Here is a 17,242-nt window from a genome sequence, read left to right on the forward strand (position 1 = left end):
GTGGTCATTCCCGAGCGGGGCCCCTGGTCGCTCGGGACATCAGGGTGCGGTAGCAGACCTTTCCGCTGGGGCCGAGGGGCATCTCGTCCAGGACCAGGAGACGTTCGGGGTGTTTCCGGCGGGCCAGGCCACGGCCCCCCAAGTGGGTCGTGAGGTCGGACAGCGTGGGAACGGGTGTGCCCGGGACCGGGCGGATGCAGGCGCACAGTCGTTCCCCGAGGTCCGGGTCGGCCACCGGGACGCAGACCGCCTCGGCCACCGCCGGATGGGTGCCCAGTTCGCGTTCGACCTCGGCGAGACTGATGTTGATACCGCCGCGCACGGCGATGCGTTTGAGCCGGCCCAGGACGTGCAGCCTTCCGCGCTCGTCCAGCCGACCGAGGTCGCCCGAGCGCACCCAGCCGTCGGAGGTGCGGTAACGGGTGTCCAGTTCAGGCGCGTTGACGTAGCACAGCGGCGTCATGGGGCCCAGGGCCTCGATCTGACCGGTCCGCCCGGTGGGGAGCGGCGCGCCGTCGGGTCCGGTGATCCGGATGCGGGCCACCGCGGGGTCCGGGGTGCCGACGCTGTCGCCCGGCGGGTGGCGTTCTCCGGCCGTGTGGCAGTTCACGCCGTCCGACGAGCCGTACACGGTCACCACCGGGCGGCCGAACCGTTCGCGGCAGGCCTGGGCGGTGGCCGCCGGCAGCGGGGCGCCGCTGGAGACGACGGCACGCAACGACGATGTGTCCTCGTCCGGCCGCGCCGGGAGGTCGGCGATGCGCCGGAGCATGGTGGGCACCGCGAAGAGGTGGGTGGGACGCTGCTCGGCGACCATCCGCAGCGCTCCGGCCGGGTCGAAGGGCGACTGCACGATGAGGGTGCCACCGAGGGCGGCGAGGGTGACCGGTGTGCCCAGGGAACCGAAAGAGGAGGCCAGCGGGACGAGGACCAGGTGGCGGGGCGGCACCGTGGTGTCGGAGTGCAGGCTCCCGACGTACCGGCTACGGCCGCCGGCCAGGGCGTGATGGCTGTAGGCGACCATCTTCGGCTCGGCTTCGGAACCGGACGACACCAGGATGCGGGCGGGTCCGTACGGGTCGGCCTGCCGCGGCCGCCAGGGACGCCGGGCCGGGGTCGGCGGGGAGTGCAGCCCGTGGGTCTTTTCGTCGCCCGGGCCGGGGACGAACACGGTGCGCAGATGCGGAAGATCCGCGACGGCCTGCGTCTGGCGGGCCGATGTGAGGACGGCGCCGCGGGCCCGCGAGCGGGCGAGCAGCGCCCGGACGTCCCGGTCGTCGCCGCCCGGAGGGATCGGGAGGGCCACCGAGCCGATCGCGTAGACGGCGAGTTCCGCGGCCACGGCGTCGCGTCCGTTGGGCAGCAGGAGCGCCACCACGTCCCCGTCTCCCAGGTCCTCCTGGGCGAACAGGGCTGCGATCCGGCGTACTTCGGCGTCCAGCGCCGCGTAGGACAGCACTCCGGCGTCGTCCACCAGCGCCTGGCGGTCCGGGTGTTCGCGGACCCGGCCGGTGAACAGTGCGTAGAGGTCGGTGTCCGGGCACAGGCCCGCCGTCACCCAGGCCTGTCGTTGGGCGCGGGGCACCAGATCCGGGAAGCGCACTCCGGCGCGTGAGGTCCACACCGGTTGCCCGCCCCGGCTCGCGGGCGGGGCGGTACCGTGCCGGGTCGCGGGGGCGGCGGTCATGCGAACTCCCAGGGCGCGTACGGGCGTGCGTGGCCGGTGGACGGATCAGGTGGTGCGACGGCCGCCCGGAAGGCCTGGTCGCGGGCCAGAGCCGTCAGGTCGGTGAGTACGGGGGTCGCGGTCAGACCGGCCTCGGCCAGCCGTACCGTCCACTCCTCGGTGGTGCGGCGGGCGATGCGGGCCGCGAGGCCCTCGGCGGCCGTGGGGCCGGCGCCGTCCAGCAGGCGGAGCACCGCCTCGGGACGCGTCCGGGCCTCGGGACCTAGGCACAGATGACCGTCCGCGGTGCGCAGCGGCCGGTCCAGTGCCGTCCAGCGGGGCCGGTGGGCGGGGCGGGGGACGAGAGCGGCCGCGGAGACCAGGGAGGAGTCGACACGGCTGCTGCGGCCGGTCGCCTCCCGAGCAGCCAGCGCGGCCAGCACCCCCTGGGCGCACACCAGCCCGCCGAGCACGTCGGTGAGGGTCATCAGGGAGGGGGCCGGGGGCTGGTCGGCCGGCCGTACCGCCGCGGCGAGTCCGCTGTGCACCTGGGCGAGGTAGTCGGTGCCCACGGGCGGCCGGTCGCCGAAGGCGTCCCCGAAGCCGGACGCCCAGGCGTACACCAGGGCAGGGTTGCCGGGCAGCAGGTCGGACGCGTCGAGGCCGAGCCCTGCGGCTTTCCCGGGGGCCCAGTTGTGCAGGAAGACGTCGGCCTCGGCGGCCAGCGCGCGGACCGTGTCCCGGCCCTGCCCGGTGGTGAGGTCGGCCTCGACCACCGGCTTGCCCGCGTTGAGAGCCGAGAACCGGGCCGAGCAGTCTCCCGCCAGCGGAGGGATCCAGCGCATCGGGTCGCCGCCGGGCGGTTCGATCCGGACCACCTCGGCACCCAGCATCCGCAGGACGTGCCCGGCGAGCGGGCCCTGCACCCTGCGGGTGGACTCCACCACCCGCAGGCCCGTCAGGGGCAGGACGGCACCGGAGACCGGGATCGCCGGGCGTGGGCCGGGCACGGCGGTGTCCGGGTGCGCCCGGGCGTCGGGGAACGGTGCCGGTCCCGGAGTGAGGCACCAGGCGGCCGGGCGGACGGCGGGGGCCGGGTCGGAGCCGACCGTGAGGAGACTGACTCCGGCGTGGTGGGCGGCGGCCCGCAGCTCCGCCGGCGTTCGGCGGCGGGCGGCCTGGCGCAGTTCGTCGGGCAGCGGGCAGACGGCGGTGGCGAACCGCTGCTGGAAGGGCAGCCAGCCGCGGCCGGCGAGCGCGGGGGCCACGCCGAGCCGGGCCCAGAACTCCCGCCACGCCAGGGGGTCGAGGGTCTCGACCTCCACGCGGGCGTCGTCATCCGTCTCCAGGGTCGCCAGGCCACCTGCCTGAGGCACGTCGGAGGCGGCCACCGGCGCGTGCGGCGCACCCGGCTCGGGCGAACCGGAGTTGTCGCCGGCCGTCTCGGCGGCAAGGTACTGGCCGACCGCCAGCAGTGCCCCCTGCGCCACCGACGTCCGCACCTCGCGCAGGTCCAGGCCGCGGGCCCGCGCGACGCGGAGAGCGGTGGCGCCCTGGGCGGCGAGCACCCCCGCCACCACCGAGGCGTAGTCGACGGCCAGTGGGAGCGGCCCGCCCGTCGCCCGGCCGTGGACCTGCATGAGACCGCAGGCAGCCTGTACGGCGCGCTCGTCCGGCAGGTCGGCGTCGACCGGACCCGCCCAGTCGACGGTGTACCGCGGCGTTTCCCGGCCTGGGCCGCTCATCTCCCGCAGGTCCGGCGCGGCGTGCCGCAGCAGCCGGCCGGCGATTGAGGCGGCGACGGCCGGCCGGGCCGCGGCGCGCAGGCGCGGTGTCACGATCGCGCCCGCCCGGGTCGGCGGCCCTGCACCGAGTACAGGACGCTGGATGCGGCGCGGAAGGACGGGTCCCGCATCAGCCGCCCCACCCGGTCCAGGTCCTCCTGGGTCATGCCCTGTTCCGTCAGCCGGTTCCGGAGGTTGCGGGTGTGGTTCAACTGGAGTCCGAGGCCGGGGTCCTGGGAGTGCCGTACGCCGATGTGGAGGTGGACGTCGACGGCGGTCAGCCCCGCCGCCCGCAGGGCAGCCGGCACTTTCCGCCCCCAGTGCGGATCACCGCCGGCGGCGCGCAGCGCGGCCGTCTTGGCCCGCAGGAACCGGACATAGAGCGCCTCCGCCTCCGCGTCCGGGGTAAGCAGCGGCGGCTCGTAGGAGGCGTCGATCTCGTCGATCTGCAGCAGACCGCCGGGCTTGAGAGCACGTACCAGCTTGTGCAGGACGGCGTCGCGGGTGGGCACGTGCTGCAGGACCAGGCGGGCCACCACCAGGTCGTAGGCCGCCTCCGGGAGCGGGTCGCGGGCCACGTCGAGGACGGCGACCTCCAGGCCCGGGGCGGGTGCCAGGTCGCGCGGGTCGAGGTCGGTGGCGAGCACCGAGCCGCCCGGTGCCACCCGGCCCGCCAGCCAGTGCGCGATGCTGCCGCCGCCTGCGCCGACCTCCAGGCAGTGCCAGCCCGGGCCGACACCGGCGGCGGCCAGGCGCGGCAGGGTCACCGGGTCGTAGGCGGCGGCCAGGCAGCGGTGCTGGTCGCGGCTGTGCGCGGTGCCGTTGCCGAAGACCGCGTGGGTGCCCTCCCGGGCGGGAGCGGGCTGGGACACGGTGTGGATCCTCTCGTCAGAACGCGGCCCGGACGGGCCGGCGGCGTCAGGTGCGGCCCGGACAGGCCCGGCGGCCGACGCCGAGAACGACGGGCTCGATGCCACCGCCATGCACCCTGCGGCGCGGGCGCGCACCCGGGCGGAAGGCCGGCCGCGCCACGGTGAGACTCCTCTCGCCGGGGACCGGCCCGGACAGCCCGGCGCCGTCCAACGGCGGCCCGCACAGGCCGGCCTCGTCGACCGGCGACCCGGTCACGTCCACCGGCCGGCGCCGGCGGGCGCGGTGCCGGTGAGCCGGTGTGCCAGGGCCGCGCGGCGGACCTTGCCGGTGCCGGTGCGGGGCACCTCGCCCCAGGTGAGAACGGCCGGGTCGCGCAGCGCCGGCAGTCCGTGCGTGGCCTGTTTCCAGGCGTCCGGGTCCAGTCGGCCGTCGGCGGTGACCACGACGGGCAGTGGATCGCCGAGCGGGGCGCCGAGGATGACGCATTCCAGGGCTTGCGGCAGTCGCTGCTCCAGTACGTCTTCGGTCCGCAGGCAGCTCATACCGGGCAGGGCGTCGGCGGCGCGGTCCAGGATGCTGACGCTGCCGTCGCGGTGGTGAACGCCCATGTCGCCCGTGGACCACCAGTCGCCGACGCGTTTGGCGTCCCAGCGGTCCTCTTCGCCGACGTAGCCCAGAGCGAGGGCGGGGGTGCGGACGAGGAGCAGCCCAAGGCGGCCGCGCGGCACCGGGCGCAGCGTGTCCGGGTCCACCGCGCGCAGCCGGGTCCGGCCCGGCACGGGCCGGCCGAGCCGACGCGCCGTGGTCTCCGCGTCCGGTGCGAGCGCGGAGCGCCGCGTGTGGAAGCGGAAGGTCAGCGGTCCGGTCTCGGTCTGGCCCCAGCCCTGCATCCACAGCGGGCGGGCGCGGCGACTGGCGGTCAGGTACGCGCGCAGGGCGGGCGGGTGCACGGCGTCGTAGGTGCTGATGTACAGGCGGACGTCCCGGAAGGGGTTGTCCAGCCGGGTGGTGAGCGGCCGCAGCCGGATGTAGGAGGCGGGCAGGGCCTCGACGACGGTGGGCGGGTGGGCCCGCAGGAGCGGGTCGGCGGTTTCCGGGTCGCCGCTGCTGAGGACCACGATCCCGGTGGGCGCGAGTGACACGACGACGGCCGTCCAGCAGAAGGTGCGTCCGTGTCCGTAGGCGCTGGCGTTGGCCAGGACGTCGTCCGGGCGGATGCCGATGCCCGGGTAGCGCACCGCTTCGAAGCGGGCCAGCTTGTGCACGAGTGTCCGCGTGGAGTGGACCACCAGCTTGGGCACGCCGGTCGTCCCTGACGTGTGATGGATGACCAGGGGTTCGTCGTCGTGGCGCCGCACCGGTACGCGGGGGCGGGACGCGTCCAGCGCGGCCAGGTGGATCGCGCCGGGCGCGGCGGAGTCGACGGTGACGAGGATCCGGGCCGGTTCACAGGCGGCGGTGTCCCGGCAGCGGGCCAGCACCCCTGAGGTGGTGACCAGCGCGGCAGGTCGCAGCCGCTCCAGCAGGGTGACGAGGTCCGCGGTGTCGAGCCGGGCGGACAGTTGCGCGGGTACGGCGCCGAGGCGGACCACGGCGCAGGCGAGCAGGTCGTAGTCCCAGTGGTTGTCCTTCACGATCGCCACGCGGTCCCCGGGCCTGACTCCGGCGTCGGCGAGGCGGGCCGCGGTGGCGCGGACCAGGCCGGCGAGTTCGGTGATGGTCCACCGGGTGCCTGCCCGCGCGGCGATGTCGAACGGCCGGTCCAGGTGGACCACCGTCCGGGCGCCGCCCGCCGCCGCCTCGTCGAACAGTGTGCCCATGTCATGCGGTCGCACGGATCTCCTCCGCTCGGTCGTGGCCGGCCGGAGTGTTCCGTCCGAGCCTGCTCAGGACGCGGGACGCGGCCAGCGCGCCCGCCCGGACGGCGCCCTCGGAGGCGGGCCGCAGCATGAGCCAGTCGCCGGCGTACTCCACGGCGCGCACCGGCCGGGAGAGGAAGCCGGCGCGTTCACGCAGGGCCTGGGGTGTGGCTTCCGGCAGGCCGTGGCGGAAGGCGTGCACGAGACGGTGGCGGCAGGCGTCGCCGATGCCAGGGACATAGCGTTCCGCCGCGCGGACGAGGAGGTCGGCGGCCTCGTCGGGAGGGCCGTCCAGCAGCTCGGGGACCCGGTGCGGACCGGCCACGAGGGTGACCAGGCCCCGGCCTGCGGGGGCCCGGCCGGGGTGCTTGGCGTGGTCGACGACGACGCCGGAGAGCACGTCCTCCTCGGCGGCCGGGGTGAGCAGGATGTGCACCGGCCGCCGGGCGGCTGGGGCGAGGGGGCGGTCCAGCAGGCAGCTGACCTTCATCATGGGCGTGAAGGTGCAGGAGGTGAGGAACGGCTGCTCGTCGGCGGGGGCGCCCGGGCGGAGGGCAGCCGCGGCGGGCGCCGGTACGGCGAGCACGGCGGCCCGCGCGGTGACCTGCCCGTCGTCGAAGCGCAGTACGGCGTGCCCGCCCGCGTCGGTGACCTCGCGTACGGCCCGGTCGGTGACGACCTCGGTGCCGGTGGCCAGCCGGCGGGCCAGGAAGTCCATGCCGTCGCGGTAGGTGCGCCAGGCGGCGGTGGAACCGGCCTCCAGCAGCAGGCTGACCATGGGGGCGGCCGTCGACCGGGCGGTGTCCCAGCCGAAGAAGCAGCCGGCGACCGGCTGGAAGAGGTAGTCGTGCAGGTCGCGGTGGTAGCGGGCTGCCACCTCCCGCACGGTGGCGGCGCCCAGCGGACTGTGCTCGGGACGGTCGCCGTCGAATCCGGCGCGGCGGCGGCCGGTCCAGGCGGAGAAGGCGGCCAGGTCCAGCCGCGCCCGGGGGGACAGGCCCGCTCCGGTGACCACGGCCGTGCTCTCGCCGACGCCCAGGTGGGCGCGTCCGCCGCGCCAGACGGCCACCCCGCCGCCGACCCGGGGCACGTCCGCGGGGGTGACGCGCAACCGGCGCAGCAGCTCCCAGGTCGCGCGGTAGCCGCGGGACGGGACCTGCTCGGCGCCCGTGTCCACCGTCCAGCCCTCCTGGCGGATGCTGCGCATCCGGCCGCCGACGTCCGGCAGTTGCTCGTACACCCGGATGGCCAGCCCGGCGCGGCGCAGTTCGTGGGCGGCGGTCAGACCGGCGATGCCCGCGCCGACGACGGCGACATCGAGTTCGGGCTTCATCGGGCGGCTCCCGTTCCGACGACGACGTTGGCCACGGTCATCAGCACCACGCTGAGCCGGTGCACCGCGAAGCCCGTCCGGCGGGCGGTCATGATGTCGCCGCGGACGAACCCGGTCAGGTACTGACGGGCCCGCAGCGCGGTCGCCGGCAGCATCAGCGGCACGAACCACCAGGGGGCCGCCCCGGTGGCCGAGGCGACCGCGCCGATGAGGAACTCGGCGGCCGACAGGGCTCCGATGAAGACGGCGTTGCCCCGCTCGGAGACCAGGGCGGCCACGGTCGGACGGCCCACGGCCCGGTCGCCGGCCACGTCGTTGGTGTTGGAGTAGACGCCGAACATCAGCGGCCCGAACCCGAACAGCACCGCCTGCACCATCAGGAATCCGGAGAAGCCCCCCGTCACCAGGCCGTACGGAACGATCACCAGCACGGCGCCGAGGGCGACCAGGAACACCTCCTGGAAGCCGTGGTAACTGATCTTCAGGCCGTACGAGTACTGCAGCGACACCACGAACAGCGCGCCCGCCGTCACCAGCGCCCACAGCGGGTGGTGCGGCGCGAGCACGGCGGCGCCCGCCCAGAGCACCGCCCCTGCCGCCGCGCAGGCCCTGGCGAAGCGCAGCGCCTGGGGCACCGTCAGTGCCCCGGCGACCAGGGGTTTGCGTGCCTTGTTGCGCAGCGGGTTGTCAGGGGCGTAGTTGGCGAGGTCGCTGCCGTCCCGGAACCCGGTGACGTCGTCCAGGGCGACCATCGCCATGAGGACCGCGACTTCGCCGGCCAGGAACATCGCCATCACCAGTGCCTGCCGGGCGGTGAAGACACCGGCCGGGAACAGCGCGGCGGTCAGGGCGAGGAAGATGCCGAGGTAGTAGTCGTACACGTCCAGCTTGCCGAGCCGCGCGTAGGTGCGCAGCCGGCTGTGGCCGTGGGCGGTCGCGGCGGGACGGCCGGCCGCGATGCTGTCCGTCATGGGTGACCTCTTGGGGGGTGTCTGCGTCCGAAGGGGGGTGCCGCTCGCCCGGGCAGCGGGATGGGCGAGGCGGGCGGTCGCGGGTCAACGGTGTGCGAGGCGAGCGGGCACACGTCAGCGGTGCTCGGTGGCGAAGGCGCACACGAGGTCGGCGACGTGCTGGACCTGTGCGTCGGTCAGCAAGTGGTGCACCGGCAGGGCAAGATGGCGGCGGGCGGCCTGTTCGGCGCGCGGCCAGCGGGCACCGGGCGGCGCGTAGGGAGCGAAGGCACGGTGGGCGGGCAGGGGGTGCGGATAGTAGACGTGCGTGGCCACCCCCCACTCGGCCAGGTGGGCGCCGAGAGTCTCCCGGTCCTCGGCGAGGACCGTGTACACGTAGAAGCACCGGCCGTCCGGACCGGGCGGCGGCGGTGCCACACCACGATCGGCCAACGGCGTGAAGCGTTCGGTGTAGTACGCGGCGATCTCCGCCCGCCGCGCCAGCCGCGCCGGGAAACCGGAGTAGCGATGCGTCTGGAAGGCGGCCTGGATCTCGTCGAAGCGGCTGTTGAGTCCGACGGCGTGGTGGACGAACCGCCGCCCGGCGTACTGACCGTGGTTGCGCAGCATCCGCACCTTCTCGCCCAGTGCCGGGTCCCGGGTGACGACCACGCCGCCCTCGCCGGGCATGCCGCATGTCTTGACCTGTACGAAGGAGTAGATCCCCGCCTCGCCCCACAGCCCGGCCGGGACACCCCGCAGCACGCCGCCCTGGGCAACCGCGGAGTCCTCCAGCAGGCGCAGTCCGTGCCGCTGGGCCAGTTCGGCGAGGCGTGGCATGTCGGCCATCACCGAGAACATGTGGGCCGGCATCACCGCCTTGGTCCGCTCGGTGACGAGCCGCTCCGCCTCGTCCGGGTCCAAGGTCATGGTGTCCGGCCGGATGTCGGCGAAGACCGGTGTGGCCCCGACATCGACCACCGAGGCGGCCAGGGGCGCGCAGCCGAACGCGGGCACGATCACCTCGTCGCCGGGACCGACGTCCATGGCCCGCAGCACCAGCGAGAGCGCCGAGGTGCCGCTGGAACAGGCGACCACGTCGGCTGCCCCCAGGTCCTCGCGCAGCAGGTCCTCGAAGGCGGCGGTGCGCCTGCCCAGGATGAACCGCTGCTCCGGGTCGAGGCCCACCTCGCGGACCAGCCCGATCAGTGCGGGGCGGTCGGCTTCGAAGAGGGCGGGAGGGAAGAACGGGACGGCGGGAGGGAGCGATGCGGTCATGCGGTCGTCCTCGTTCCGGCGAGGAAGGAGCCGATGGTGTCGCAGACGCGGTCCAGGCCGTCGGACCGGAGATCGGGGTGGAAGGGCAGGGCGACGGCGTGCCGGGCCGCCGCCTCGGCGTGGGGGAACTCGCCCTGTCGGTGGCCCAGGTGCGCGAGGGCGGGCTGGTGGGGCAGGGGCACCGGGTAGTAGACCTCGGTGCCGATGCCGTGCCGGTCGAGGTGGTCGACGAGGGCGTCCCGGTGCTCGGTCTCGATCAGGTAGACGTAGTACACGTCGCGGTCGTCCGGTTTCCCCGCGGTGGTCCGCGGCAGGCGGACGATCCCCGGCGCGTCCCGCAGACGGGCGGTGTACGCGTCCGCCAGTTCGGCCCGGCGCGCGATGTGCTCCTCCAGGAGGGACAGCTTGGCGAGCAGGACGGCCGCCTGCATGTCGTCCATCTTGCTGTTCGCGCCGGGCAGGGCGCTCTCGGTGGAGATGGCCGGGAAGTTGTTCAGCGTGCGGCCCGTCCTGCCGTGGTGGCGCAGCGCCGCGACGGTGGCCGCCACCTCCGGGTCGTCGGTGAGCACGGCTCCCGCGTCGCCGAGCGCGCCAAGCGTCTTGGAGGGGAAGAAGGACAGGACGCCGCCGACCCCGTGCAGGCCCGCGTGTACTCCGCGCCGGCGCATGCCGATCGCCTCGGCGCTGTCCTCGACGACTGTCAGGCCGTGCTGCCGGGCGACGACGGTGACGGCCGCCATGTCGGCCATCGTGTGGAACAGATGCACCGGCATCACGAACCGGCTCCGCGGAGTGACGGCCGCCTCCAGCGCCGCGGGGTCCATCGCGTACGTCTCCGGGTCGATGTCGACGAACTGCGGTGTGCCGCCTGCCAGTACGACGGCCGAGGCGGTGGCGAAGAACGAGTACGCCGGCACCAGGACACCGTCGCCGGGGCGCACTCCGCAGGCGCGCAGCAGCAACACCAGCGCGTCGGTGCCGCTGTTGACGCCGATCACATGCCGGGCGCCGGTGTAGTCCGCGAGCGCCGCCTCGAGCTGCCCGACCTGTTTTCCGTGGGAGAACTTGCCACTGAGGAAAACCTCGTCCAACGCCTTTTCGACGGAAGGCCACAGTCGTTCGAAAGTCGCGGCCTGAGAGAAGAAGGGAATTCGATCGGCCGTTCCCCGCGCAGTCGGTAATGCGCCCTCGGCGCGCGCAGGAATCTGTCCACTGGAACGCAATCTCTCACCTGTCCCCGTCATGTCTGCGGAATGCCCACGCTAAGCGAACTTCCCGTCGACGGAGAAAGGAAAGGATCATCTTCACACGTTCTGGGTAATGGCGTTCCGGACGTCTTGACCATTTCCGCACGGGGCCGCAACAGTGGTGCGGCGCACCGGAGTTGTGCTCGGCGCAGCGAATTGAGCGCCCGTTTCCTTCCCGTTCCCTCTCAGGAGGCCCTGTGCTGCAGCCCCTCGTGGTCGGGCTCGGCCGGTCCGGATCAGGACTGCACCTGAACACGCTCGTCCGTCTGGCCCGGCGGACCGCGGCCACGGGAGATCCGCTCGTCGCCCTGCCCGCGGTCGGCTGCGATCCGCGCGCCGGCAGTCTGCGGCCCCTGGGCGTGCCCGGCGAGGTCACGGCCGTCGCCACGCTGGAACAGGCCCTGCGGTACGTGGACCCCGCCACCGCGGTGGTACACGTGTGTACACCGCCCCGGCTGCGCTACGACGTCCTCGCGGAACTGGTCGGACACGGCTTCCGCCGGATGATCGTGGAGAAACCCCTCGCCGCGTCCGTGGACGAACTCGACGCCCTCATCCGGCTCCGTCAGGAGGCCGGGCTCGATCTCGTGGCCGTCGCCCACTGGATCACCTCCAGGCTGGCCGGCCGACTGCGCCGCCTGGTGGGCGGCGGACAACTCGGCTCCCTGCGCCGTATCACCGTCGACCAGCACAAGCCCCGCTTCCTGCGGTCCCTGGCGACCGACGGGCATCCGTCCGCCCTGGACGTGGAGATCCCCCACTCCCTGGCGCTCGCCCTCGATCTGGCCGGTCCGGCCGAACTCCGCGCCGCGCGCTGCTGGGACCTGCGCTGCGAGGACCGCGACCTGCCCCGCCTGGGCGGGGCGCACGTCGAACTGGAGCACCGTTCGGGGGTGGTGACGTTGCTGCGCTCCGACCTCGGTGCACCCGTCCGGCAACGCAGCGTCGTCTGCGAGTTCGAGGGCGGGACTGCCACGGCCCACTTCCCGCTCAGCGAGGGCGACGACCACGCGCAGTTGGTCGTCGCCCCCTTCGACCCCGGTACGGCGGCCCCGCCGGCCGGTGTCATCGACGCGGACGGGGTGCCCGGGATCGGACACCACGTCTTCCGGGACGACGCCCTGACCGACTTCCTGGACGGCGTCTACCGCGGCTTCGCCTCCGGCGCGGCAGGCGTCGGGAACTTCCCGCTCGCCTGCGCGACCGCCCGGCTGCTGTGCGCGGCCCGGGAGCACTGCGCCGTCACACCGCGCGCCCGCGCCGGGAGCCGCTGACATGTCCCGGCACTGTGCCGCCGGACCTCGCGTCCGGGGGTTCGGGCCGCTCACCGGCATCGGCGACGAGGCGGCGCCCGGCACCGACGGGCAGTTGGCAGCGCTGCGACGGCTGGGCTGGAACGCCATCGAACTACGCACGGTCGACGGCACGGCCCTCGCCGACCTCTCCGCGGCCGCCTTCGGCACGCTGACCCGACAGCTTACGGAGGCCGGCGTCACCGTGACCGCCGTCGCGTCCCGGATCGGCAACTGGTCCCGCCCCATCACCGGCGACCTCGGCCAGGACCTGGCGGAACTGGACGTCCTGGCCGAGCGTTGCGCCACCCTCGGCTGCCGTCTGGTTCGGATCATGTCGTACCCCAACGACGGTCTGGCGGAGACCGAGTGGGCCGACCGCGTGCTGGCCCGCACCGCCGTCCTGGCGGACCGCGCCGAGCGGGCGGGCCTTGTGCTGGTGCACGAGAACTGCGCGGGCTGGGCCGGTGACCGGGCCGACCGCGCGCTACGACTGCTGCGCGCCGTGGAGAGCCCGGCCCTGCGGCTGCTGTTCGACACCGGCAACGGCGTCCCGTACGGCTACCGCGCCCCGGACATGCTCCGTGACCTCGCCCCGTACGTCGCCCACGTCCACATCAAGGACGCCGTCCGCACCCCGGACGGCGGCACCGCCTACACCCTGCCCGGCGAGGGCGAAGCCGGGGTGGTGGAATGCCTGGAGTTGCTGGCCGCCCACGGCTACACCGGAGCGCTCTCCCTGGAACCCCATCTCGCCGTACGCCCCCACGAGGGGCTGGCCCGGGCCGGTGAGGACGCCGCCGACCTGTTCGTACGGGCCGGACAGGCGCTGGCCGGGCTGTTGGGCGCCGGGTTGCCGGTCACCGGCCCGCTGGACGGCTCTCTGTGAGCGGCCTGTTCACCAACCGGCACCGGGAGTTGCTGCTGGACCTGCTGCGCCTGCCCAGCGTCAACCCCTTGGAGGCCGGCCCGGACGATCCGCCGTCCCGGCTGCCCGAGATCCTCCAGCGGTACGCGAAGGCGGCCGCCGAAGCGGAGTTTCGCACTGTCCGCCTCGCCAGTCCGCCCGCAGCCTGCGTGGACCGTCCGGGCGTGCCGTCCACGGTCCGCGCCGCCGCCCGCGATCCGCGCTTCCTCGCGGACCAGCCCAGCCTGCTGCTGCGACTGGGACCCGAGGGTTCCCGAGCGCACACCGTGATGTTCAACGTCCATCTGGACACCGTCGCCGGACACACCCCGCCCGCCTTCGACGGCGTGCGGTTCACCGGCCGGGGCGCGGTCGACGCCAAGGGGCCCGCCGTGGCCCTCCTCGCCGGGCTGCGGGCCGCCGCGTCCCACCCCGCCGTCGGACGGGACGTCACCGTCCTGCTCCAGGCCGTCGCCGGGGAGGAGGGCGGCGCCCTGGGCACCTATGGCACCCGCCCGCTGCTGGAGGCCGGGCACCACGGCCGACTCAACGTGTTCTGCGAGCCGACCGGGCTGCGCGCGCTGCCCCGGGCCACCGCCGCGATGACCGCGCGGATCACCGTGGCGGGCGAGGACGCGGTGGACGACCATCCGGACGCCGGTCACAACGCCACCGTGCTGCTGGGATTCCTGGCACAGCACCTCGCCGCCGGCCTGGACGGGGCCGTACCCGGTACACGGGTGTGCGTCGCCGGACTGCACACGGGCCGCACGCACAACCGCGTCCATGGCACCGGCACCCTGCTGATGAACCTGTCGTACCGCCGCACCTCCGACGGCGACCGACTGAAGACCGAGGTCACCCGGCACGTCGCCGAAGCCCTGCGCCACTTCACCGAACGGTTCGCTCACACCCGGGAGTTCGCCCGCACGGCGCGGGACGCCGAACGGATCACCCGACTCGGCTGGGACAAACAGGGCCTGCCCGCGCTGGACGACTCCGATCCGTGGGCCGAGGAACTCCTGGCCCGCGCGGGAGCCCGGCCGCCGGCCGACGACCCCGGCTTCACCTGCGACGCCATCTGGGCGGCCGGCCTGGACGACGCCTTCACCACCGTCCTCGGACCCGGCTGTCTCGCCGCCAATCGCGCCCACGCTCCTGGCGAGTTCGTCGACCTCGCCGACCTGGAGGAGTTCGCCGGCGTGGTCCGCCGGCTCGTCACGTTCTTCGCCGAAGCGGTGTCGGCGGCGTCGACGCAGCGACCTCCGTAGCGCACCACACCCCCAACCGAACGACCTATGAAGACAACTGGCCCGCCCTGTAAGGAATCTCGTATGACGGCACCCACCGCCCCGCGAGCGGCGGTCGAGCGCGCATCCGTCCTCGTCGACCACGCGGAGCTGCATGCCGCGCTCACCGGCCTGTTCACCGGCCACGGCATCCCTGACGCGCGGGCCCGGCTCGCCGCGGACGCGCTGTGCCACGGCGACCTGACGGGACTCGACTCGCACGGCGTGTTCAACCTCACCCGGCTCTACCTGCCGTTGCTGGAGTCCGGTCGCTGCGACCCCCGCGCCGAACCAGAGACGCTCACCGACCTGGGCGCCTGCGCGGTCGTCGACGCCCGCCGCGCCCTGGGCCTGTGGGCCGCCGCCGAGGCCATGGACGACGCCGTGGCACGGGCCGGCCGGCACGGGGTCGGGCTGGTGTCGGTGCGCGGGGCGACCCACTTCGGGTGCGCCGGCTTCCACGCGGTGCGCGCCGCGCACGCCGGGATGATCGGCGTGGTCGCGAGCAACTGCGGCGGCCAGCGCATCGCACGGCCTCCGGGCGGCGCGGTGGCGATGCTCGGCACCAACCCGCTGAGCGTCGCCGCGCCGGCCCTCGACGGACACCCGTTCCTGCTGGACATGAGCACCACCGTCGCACCCACCGGACGGGTCCGGGTCGCCGCCCGCCGCGGCACCCCGGTGCCCGCCGGCTGGCTGGAGGACGCGGCGGGCGACCCGGTGACCGACCCGTCCGCCTTCGACCGCGGCGAGGCCTTTCTGCGCTGGCTGGGCGGCGATGCCGAGACCGGCGTCCACAAGGGCTACGGGCTCGGCATCGCCGTGGAACTGCTGGCCGCAGTGGTGTCCGGCGCGGCCGTGGGGCCCGCGCCCGCCGCGCTGGAAGGGGACGGCCGGCCGCACGGCAGTGACGACGACATCGGCTTCTTCCTCCTCGCGATCGCCCCGGAGGTGCTGCGCCCCGGCGCGGACGTGGCCGCCGCGACCCGGTCCCTGTTCGGCGCGCTCGTCGACTGCCCGCCGGTGCCCGGCGGCGAGCCGGTGCGCTACCCGGGCCGGCGGGAGGCGGAACTCGCCGCCGAGCGCCGCCGCCACGGCATCCCCCTGCCCCCGCACCTCCACGCGGAACTGACCGCCCTCGGTCTCCTCGGCGGCCCCGGGAGCCCGCGATGACCCGGCCCTTGCGGCTCGGCGTCATCGGTCTCGGCGCCATCTCCCCCTACTACCTGGCCGCCGCGGAACGGCTGCCCGAGTGGCAGCTGACCGCCGTGTGCGACGCCCGTGCCCAGGCCTTGGAGCAGTTCCCCGGCCGCGCGGCACGCTTCAGCGACCTCCGCACACTGCTGGACCGGGCGCGACCGGACGCCCTCGTCGTGGCCGTGCCCAACGACGTGCATCTGCCCCTGTGCCGGGACGCCCTGGCCGTCGGCGTCCCGGTCTGCGTCGAGAAGCCCCTCGCCCTGACGGCGGCCGAGGGGTCCCTGCTGGTGGAGCTGGCGCAGCGCGGCGGGGTCCCGCTGATGACGGCGTTCCACCGCCGCTACAACGACGCCGTCCGCGCACTGGTGCGCCGGATGACGGGCCGGGAGATCCGCTCCGTCCGGGTGCGCTATCTGGAGCGCATCGAGGAGCATCTCGGCGGTGAGGACTGGTACCTGGACCCGGCCCGCTGCGGCGGCGGCTGTGTGTCCGACAACGGTCCCAACGCCCTCGACCTGGCGCGGCTGCTGCTCGGTGAACTCGCCGTCACCGGCTGCGAGATCCAGCGCGACGGCTCCGGCGTCGACCGTCAGGCGATGATCCGCCTGCGTGGCCGTACCGGCACCACGGCCTCGGTCGAGCTGGACTGGTCATATGCCGGAGAACGCAAGGACATCGAGGTGGAGCTGACCGGCGGAGAGGTGCTGCACGCAGACATGCTGGCCGGACACCCCGGCTTCAAGGCGTCGCTGTGGCACGAGTACGAGGCGATCCTCACCGAGTTCGCCGCGCTGGTCCGTACCGGTGGCCCGGCAGGCCCGGGGGCGCACGGCGGCCTGACCGCGCTGGAACTGGTGGAGGCGGCCTACCGCTGTGCCCGGCCCGCACGGGAGGCCACGGCAGCGGAGGCGACGGCCGTGGAGGCGGACCGGTGAATCCAGCAGAGGACGGCCCGAAGCGCGTGGTGCGCGGATCACTGGTCAAAGTGCTCGTGCACCGCCGCACGGATCGCGGCATGCGGCTGGAGGAGCACGCGGCACGCTGCGTACGCCGGGGCGAGGTGCACGAACTGGTCACCACCGACCAGTGGGACCCTCGCCCAGGCGCCCGGATCGACCGGGTGGGTTTCCTGGGCTTCGCCGAGCTGTTGTGCGGCGGTGTGATCGACCGGGGTGACCTGGTGCGGATCGGGGACACGACGGTCGGCACGGTGCTCGGCTTCGACGCCTGTCACCTTCCGAACCACTACAACATCCTGATCCACGCGGCGCGTCCGGTCAGCGGCCGGGACCTGGGCCTGCGGCCGGAGACCGTCGTCGTGTTCGTCCAGGGCCGGGCCGGGGACCAGGGCACGGTTCCCGCGCCGCCCGGTGCCTGAAGGGCAATCGGCGAAGCAGCTTCCGGAAGGGTCCGAAGAGCGGTTTCCGATGCGGGCATCCGCAGACGCGGGTTCTGCAGCGACCTCCGCGGAGGCGGTTCCGGACAGCGCATCCGCACAAACCGACGGGCAATTCCGCGGACAAGCGGTCGCGTACCGGATGGCGCCGGACCGCTGAACGGGCGG

General features: G+C 74.3%; 14 protein-coding genes. 6 read left to right on the plus strand and 8 right to left on the minus strand.

Going from position 1 to position 17,242, the window contains the following annotated elements; translation table 11 throughout:
* Window positions 1-4 precede the first annotated feature (4 nt).
* The 8 genes from OHA64_RS06840 to OHA64_RS06875 all read right to left on the minus strand — a co-directional run bounded on the left by OHA64_RS06840 (window position 5) and on the right by OHA64_RS06875 (window position 10,834).
* Complete coding sequence (locus OHA64_RS06840) at window positions 5-1,687, minus strand: class I adenylate-forming enzyme family protein (RefSeq protein WP_405609427.1); 1,683 nt, start codon at window positions 1,685-1,687, stop codon at window positions 5-7.
* Window positions 1,684-3,504, minus strand: a complete 1,821-nt coding sequence (locus tag OHA64_RS06845; protein ID WP_405609430.1) for a CoA transferase — start codon at window positions 3,502-3,504, stop codon at window positions 1,684-1,686. The genes OHA64_RS06840 and OHA64_RS06845 overlap by 4 nt, the downstream gene beginning before the upstream one ends.
* On the minus strand, window positions 3,501-4,322 hold the full coding sequence (locus tag OHA64_RS06850; protein ID WP_405609433.1) for a class I SAM-dependent methyltransferase: 822 nt from the start codon (window positions 4,320-4,322) through the stop codon (window positions 3,501-3,503). Before OHA64_RS06850 ends, OHA64_RS06845 begins: the two co-directional genes overlap by 4 nt.
* Before the next feature lie 252 nt (window positions 4,323-4,574).
* A complete protein-coding gene (locus OHA64_RS06855) occupies window positions 4,575-6,158 on the minus strand; it encodes a class I adenylate-forming enzyme family protein (RefSeq protein WP_405609436.1) in 1,584 nt (527 codons plus the stop codon).
* Window positions 6,145-7,515 (minus strand): FAD-dependent oxidoreductase, encoded by a 1,371-nt coding sequence (locus OHA64_RS06860; RefSeq protein ID WP_405609439.1) that lies wholly within the window; start codon window positions 7,513-7,515, stop codon window positions 6,145-6,147. The genes OHA64_RS06855 and OHA64_RS06860 overlap by 14 nt, the downstream gene beginning before the upstream one ends.
* Window positions 7,512-8,486, minus strand: a complete 975-nt coding sequence (locus tag OHA64_RS06865; RefSeq protein WP_405609442.1) for a UbiA family prenyltransferase — start codon at window positions 8,484-8,486, stop codon at window positions 7,512-7,514. Before OHA64_RS06865 ends, OHA64_RS06860 begins: the two co-directional genes overlap by 4 nt.
* Before the next feature lie 114 nt (window positions 8,487-8,600).
* Window positions 8,601-9,743, minus strand: coding sequence for a DegT/DnrJ/EryC1/StrS family aminotransferase (locus OHA64_RS06870; RefSeq protein ID WP_405609445.1), 1,143 nt, complete (start codon window positions 9,741-9,743; stop codon window positions 8,601-8,603).
* Window positions 9,740-10,834 (minus strand): DegT/DnrJ/EryC1/StrS family aminotransferase, encoded by a 1,095-nt coding sequence (locus OHA64_RS06875; protein ID WP_405609448.1) that lies wholly within the window; start codon window positions 10,832-10,834, stop codon window positions 9,740-9,742. Before OHA64_RS06875 ends, OHA64_RS06870 begins: the two co-directional genes overlap by 4 nt.
* Window positions 10,835-11,187: 353 nt before the next feature.
* On the opposite strand from OHA64_RS06875, the gene OHA64_RS06880 reads away from it, so the two are divergent.
* The 6 genes from OHA64_RS06880 to OHA64_RS06905 all read left to right on the plus strand — a co-directional run bounded on the left by OHA64_RS06880 (window position 11,188) and on the right by OHA64_RS06905 (window position 17,056).
* Window positions 11,188-12,264 (plus strand): Gfo/Idh/MocA family protein, encoded by a 1,077-nt coding sequence (locus OHA64_RS06880; RefSeq protein ID WP_405609451.1) that lies wholly within the window; start codon window positions 11,188-11,190, stop codon window positions 12,262-12,264.
* 1 nt (window position 12,265) lies between these two features.
* On the plus strand, window positions 12,266-13,171 hold the full coding sequence (locus tag OHA64_RS06885; protein ID WP_405609454.1) for a sugar phosphate isomerase/epimerase family protein: 906 nt from the start codon (window positions 12,266-12,268) through the stop codon (window positions 13,169-13,171).
* The gene (locus tag OHA64_RS06890; RefSeq protein WP_405609457.1) at window positions 13,168-14,460 is read left to right on the plus strand and encodes a M20/M25/M40 family metallo-hydrolase; all 1,293 of its coding nucleotides are present in this window, start codon (window positions 13,168-13,170) and stop codon (window positions 14,458-14,460) included. The genes OHA64_RS06885 and OHA64_RS06890 overlap by 4 nt, the downstream gene beginning before the upstream one ends.
* A 63-nt stretch (window positions 14,461-14,523) precedes the next feature.
* Window positions 14,524-15,651 (plus strand): Ldh family oxidoreductase, encoded by a 1,128-nt coding sequence (locus OHA64_RS06895; RefSeq protein WP_405609460.1) that lies wholly within the window; start codon window positions 14,524-14,526, stop codon window positions 15,649-15,651.
* Window positions 15,648-16,613, plus strand: coding sequence for a Gfo/Idh/MocA family protein (locus tag OHA64_RS06900; protein ID WP_405609463.1), 966 nt, complete (start codon window positions 15,648-15,650; stop codon window positions 16,611-16,613). The genes OHA64_RS06895 and OHA64_RS06900 overlap by 4 nt, the downstream gene beginning before the upstream one ends.
* Window positions 16,610-17,056, plus strand: a complete 447-nt coding sequence (locus OHA64_RS06905) for a DUF6917 domain-containing protein (protein WP_405609466.1) — start codon at window positions 16,610-16,612, stop codon at window positions 17,054-17,056. The genes OHA64_RS06900 and OHA64_RS06905 overlap by 4 nt, the downstream gene beginning before the upstream one ends.
* Window positions 17,057-17,242 lie beyond the last annotated feature (186 nt).

It is taken from the genome of Streptomyces sp. NBC_00076 (assembly GCF_045041235.1).
Classification (GTDB): Bacteria; Actinomycetota; Actinomycetes; order Streptomycetales; family Streptomycetaceae; genus Streptomyces.

What these genes read in the sequence shown, in the direction of transcription:
- OHA64_RS06885 (WP_405609454.1), top strand. Translation starts at nt 12,266, where the DNA reads ATGTCCCGGCACTGTGCCGCCGGACCTCGCGTCCGGGGGTTCGGGCCG.
- OHA64_RS06900 (WP_405609463.1), top strand. Translation starts at nt 15,648, where the DNA reads ATGACCCGGCCCTTGCGGCTCGGCGTCATCGGTCTCGGCGCCATCTCC.
- OHA64_RS06895 (WP_405609460.1), top strand. Translation starts at nt 14,524, where the DNA reads ATGACGGCACCCACCGCCCCGCGAGCGGCGGTCGAGCGCGCATCCGTC.
- OHA64_RS06870 (WP_405609445.1), bottom strand. Translation starts at nt 9,743, where the DNA reads ATGACCGCATCGCTCCCTCCCGCCGTCCCGTTCTTCCCTCCCGCCCTC.
- OHA64_RS06860 (WP_405609439.1), bottom strand. Translation starts at nt 7,515, where the DNA reads ATGAAGCCCGAACTCGATGTCGCCGTCGTCGGCGCGGGCATCGCCGGT.
- OHA64_RS06865 (WP_405609442.1), bottom strand. Translation starts at nt 8,486, where the DNA reads ATGACGGACAGCATCGCGGCCGGCCGTCCCGCCGCGACCGCCCACGGC.
- OHA64_RS06840 (WP_405609427.1), bottom strand. Translation starts at nt 1,687, where the DNA reads ATGACCGCCGCCCCCGCGACCCGGCACGGTACCGCCCCGCCCGCGAGC.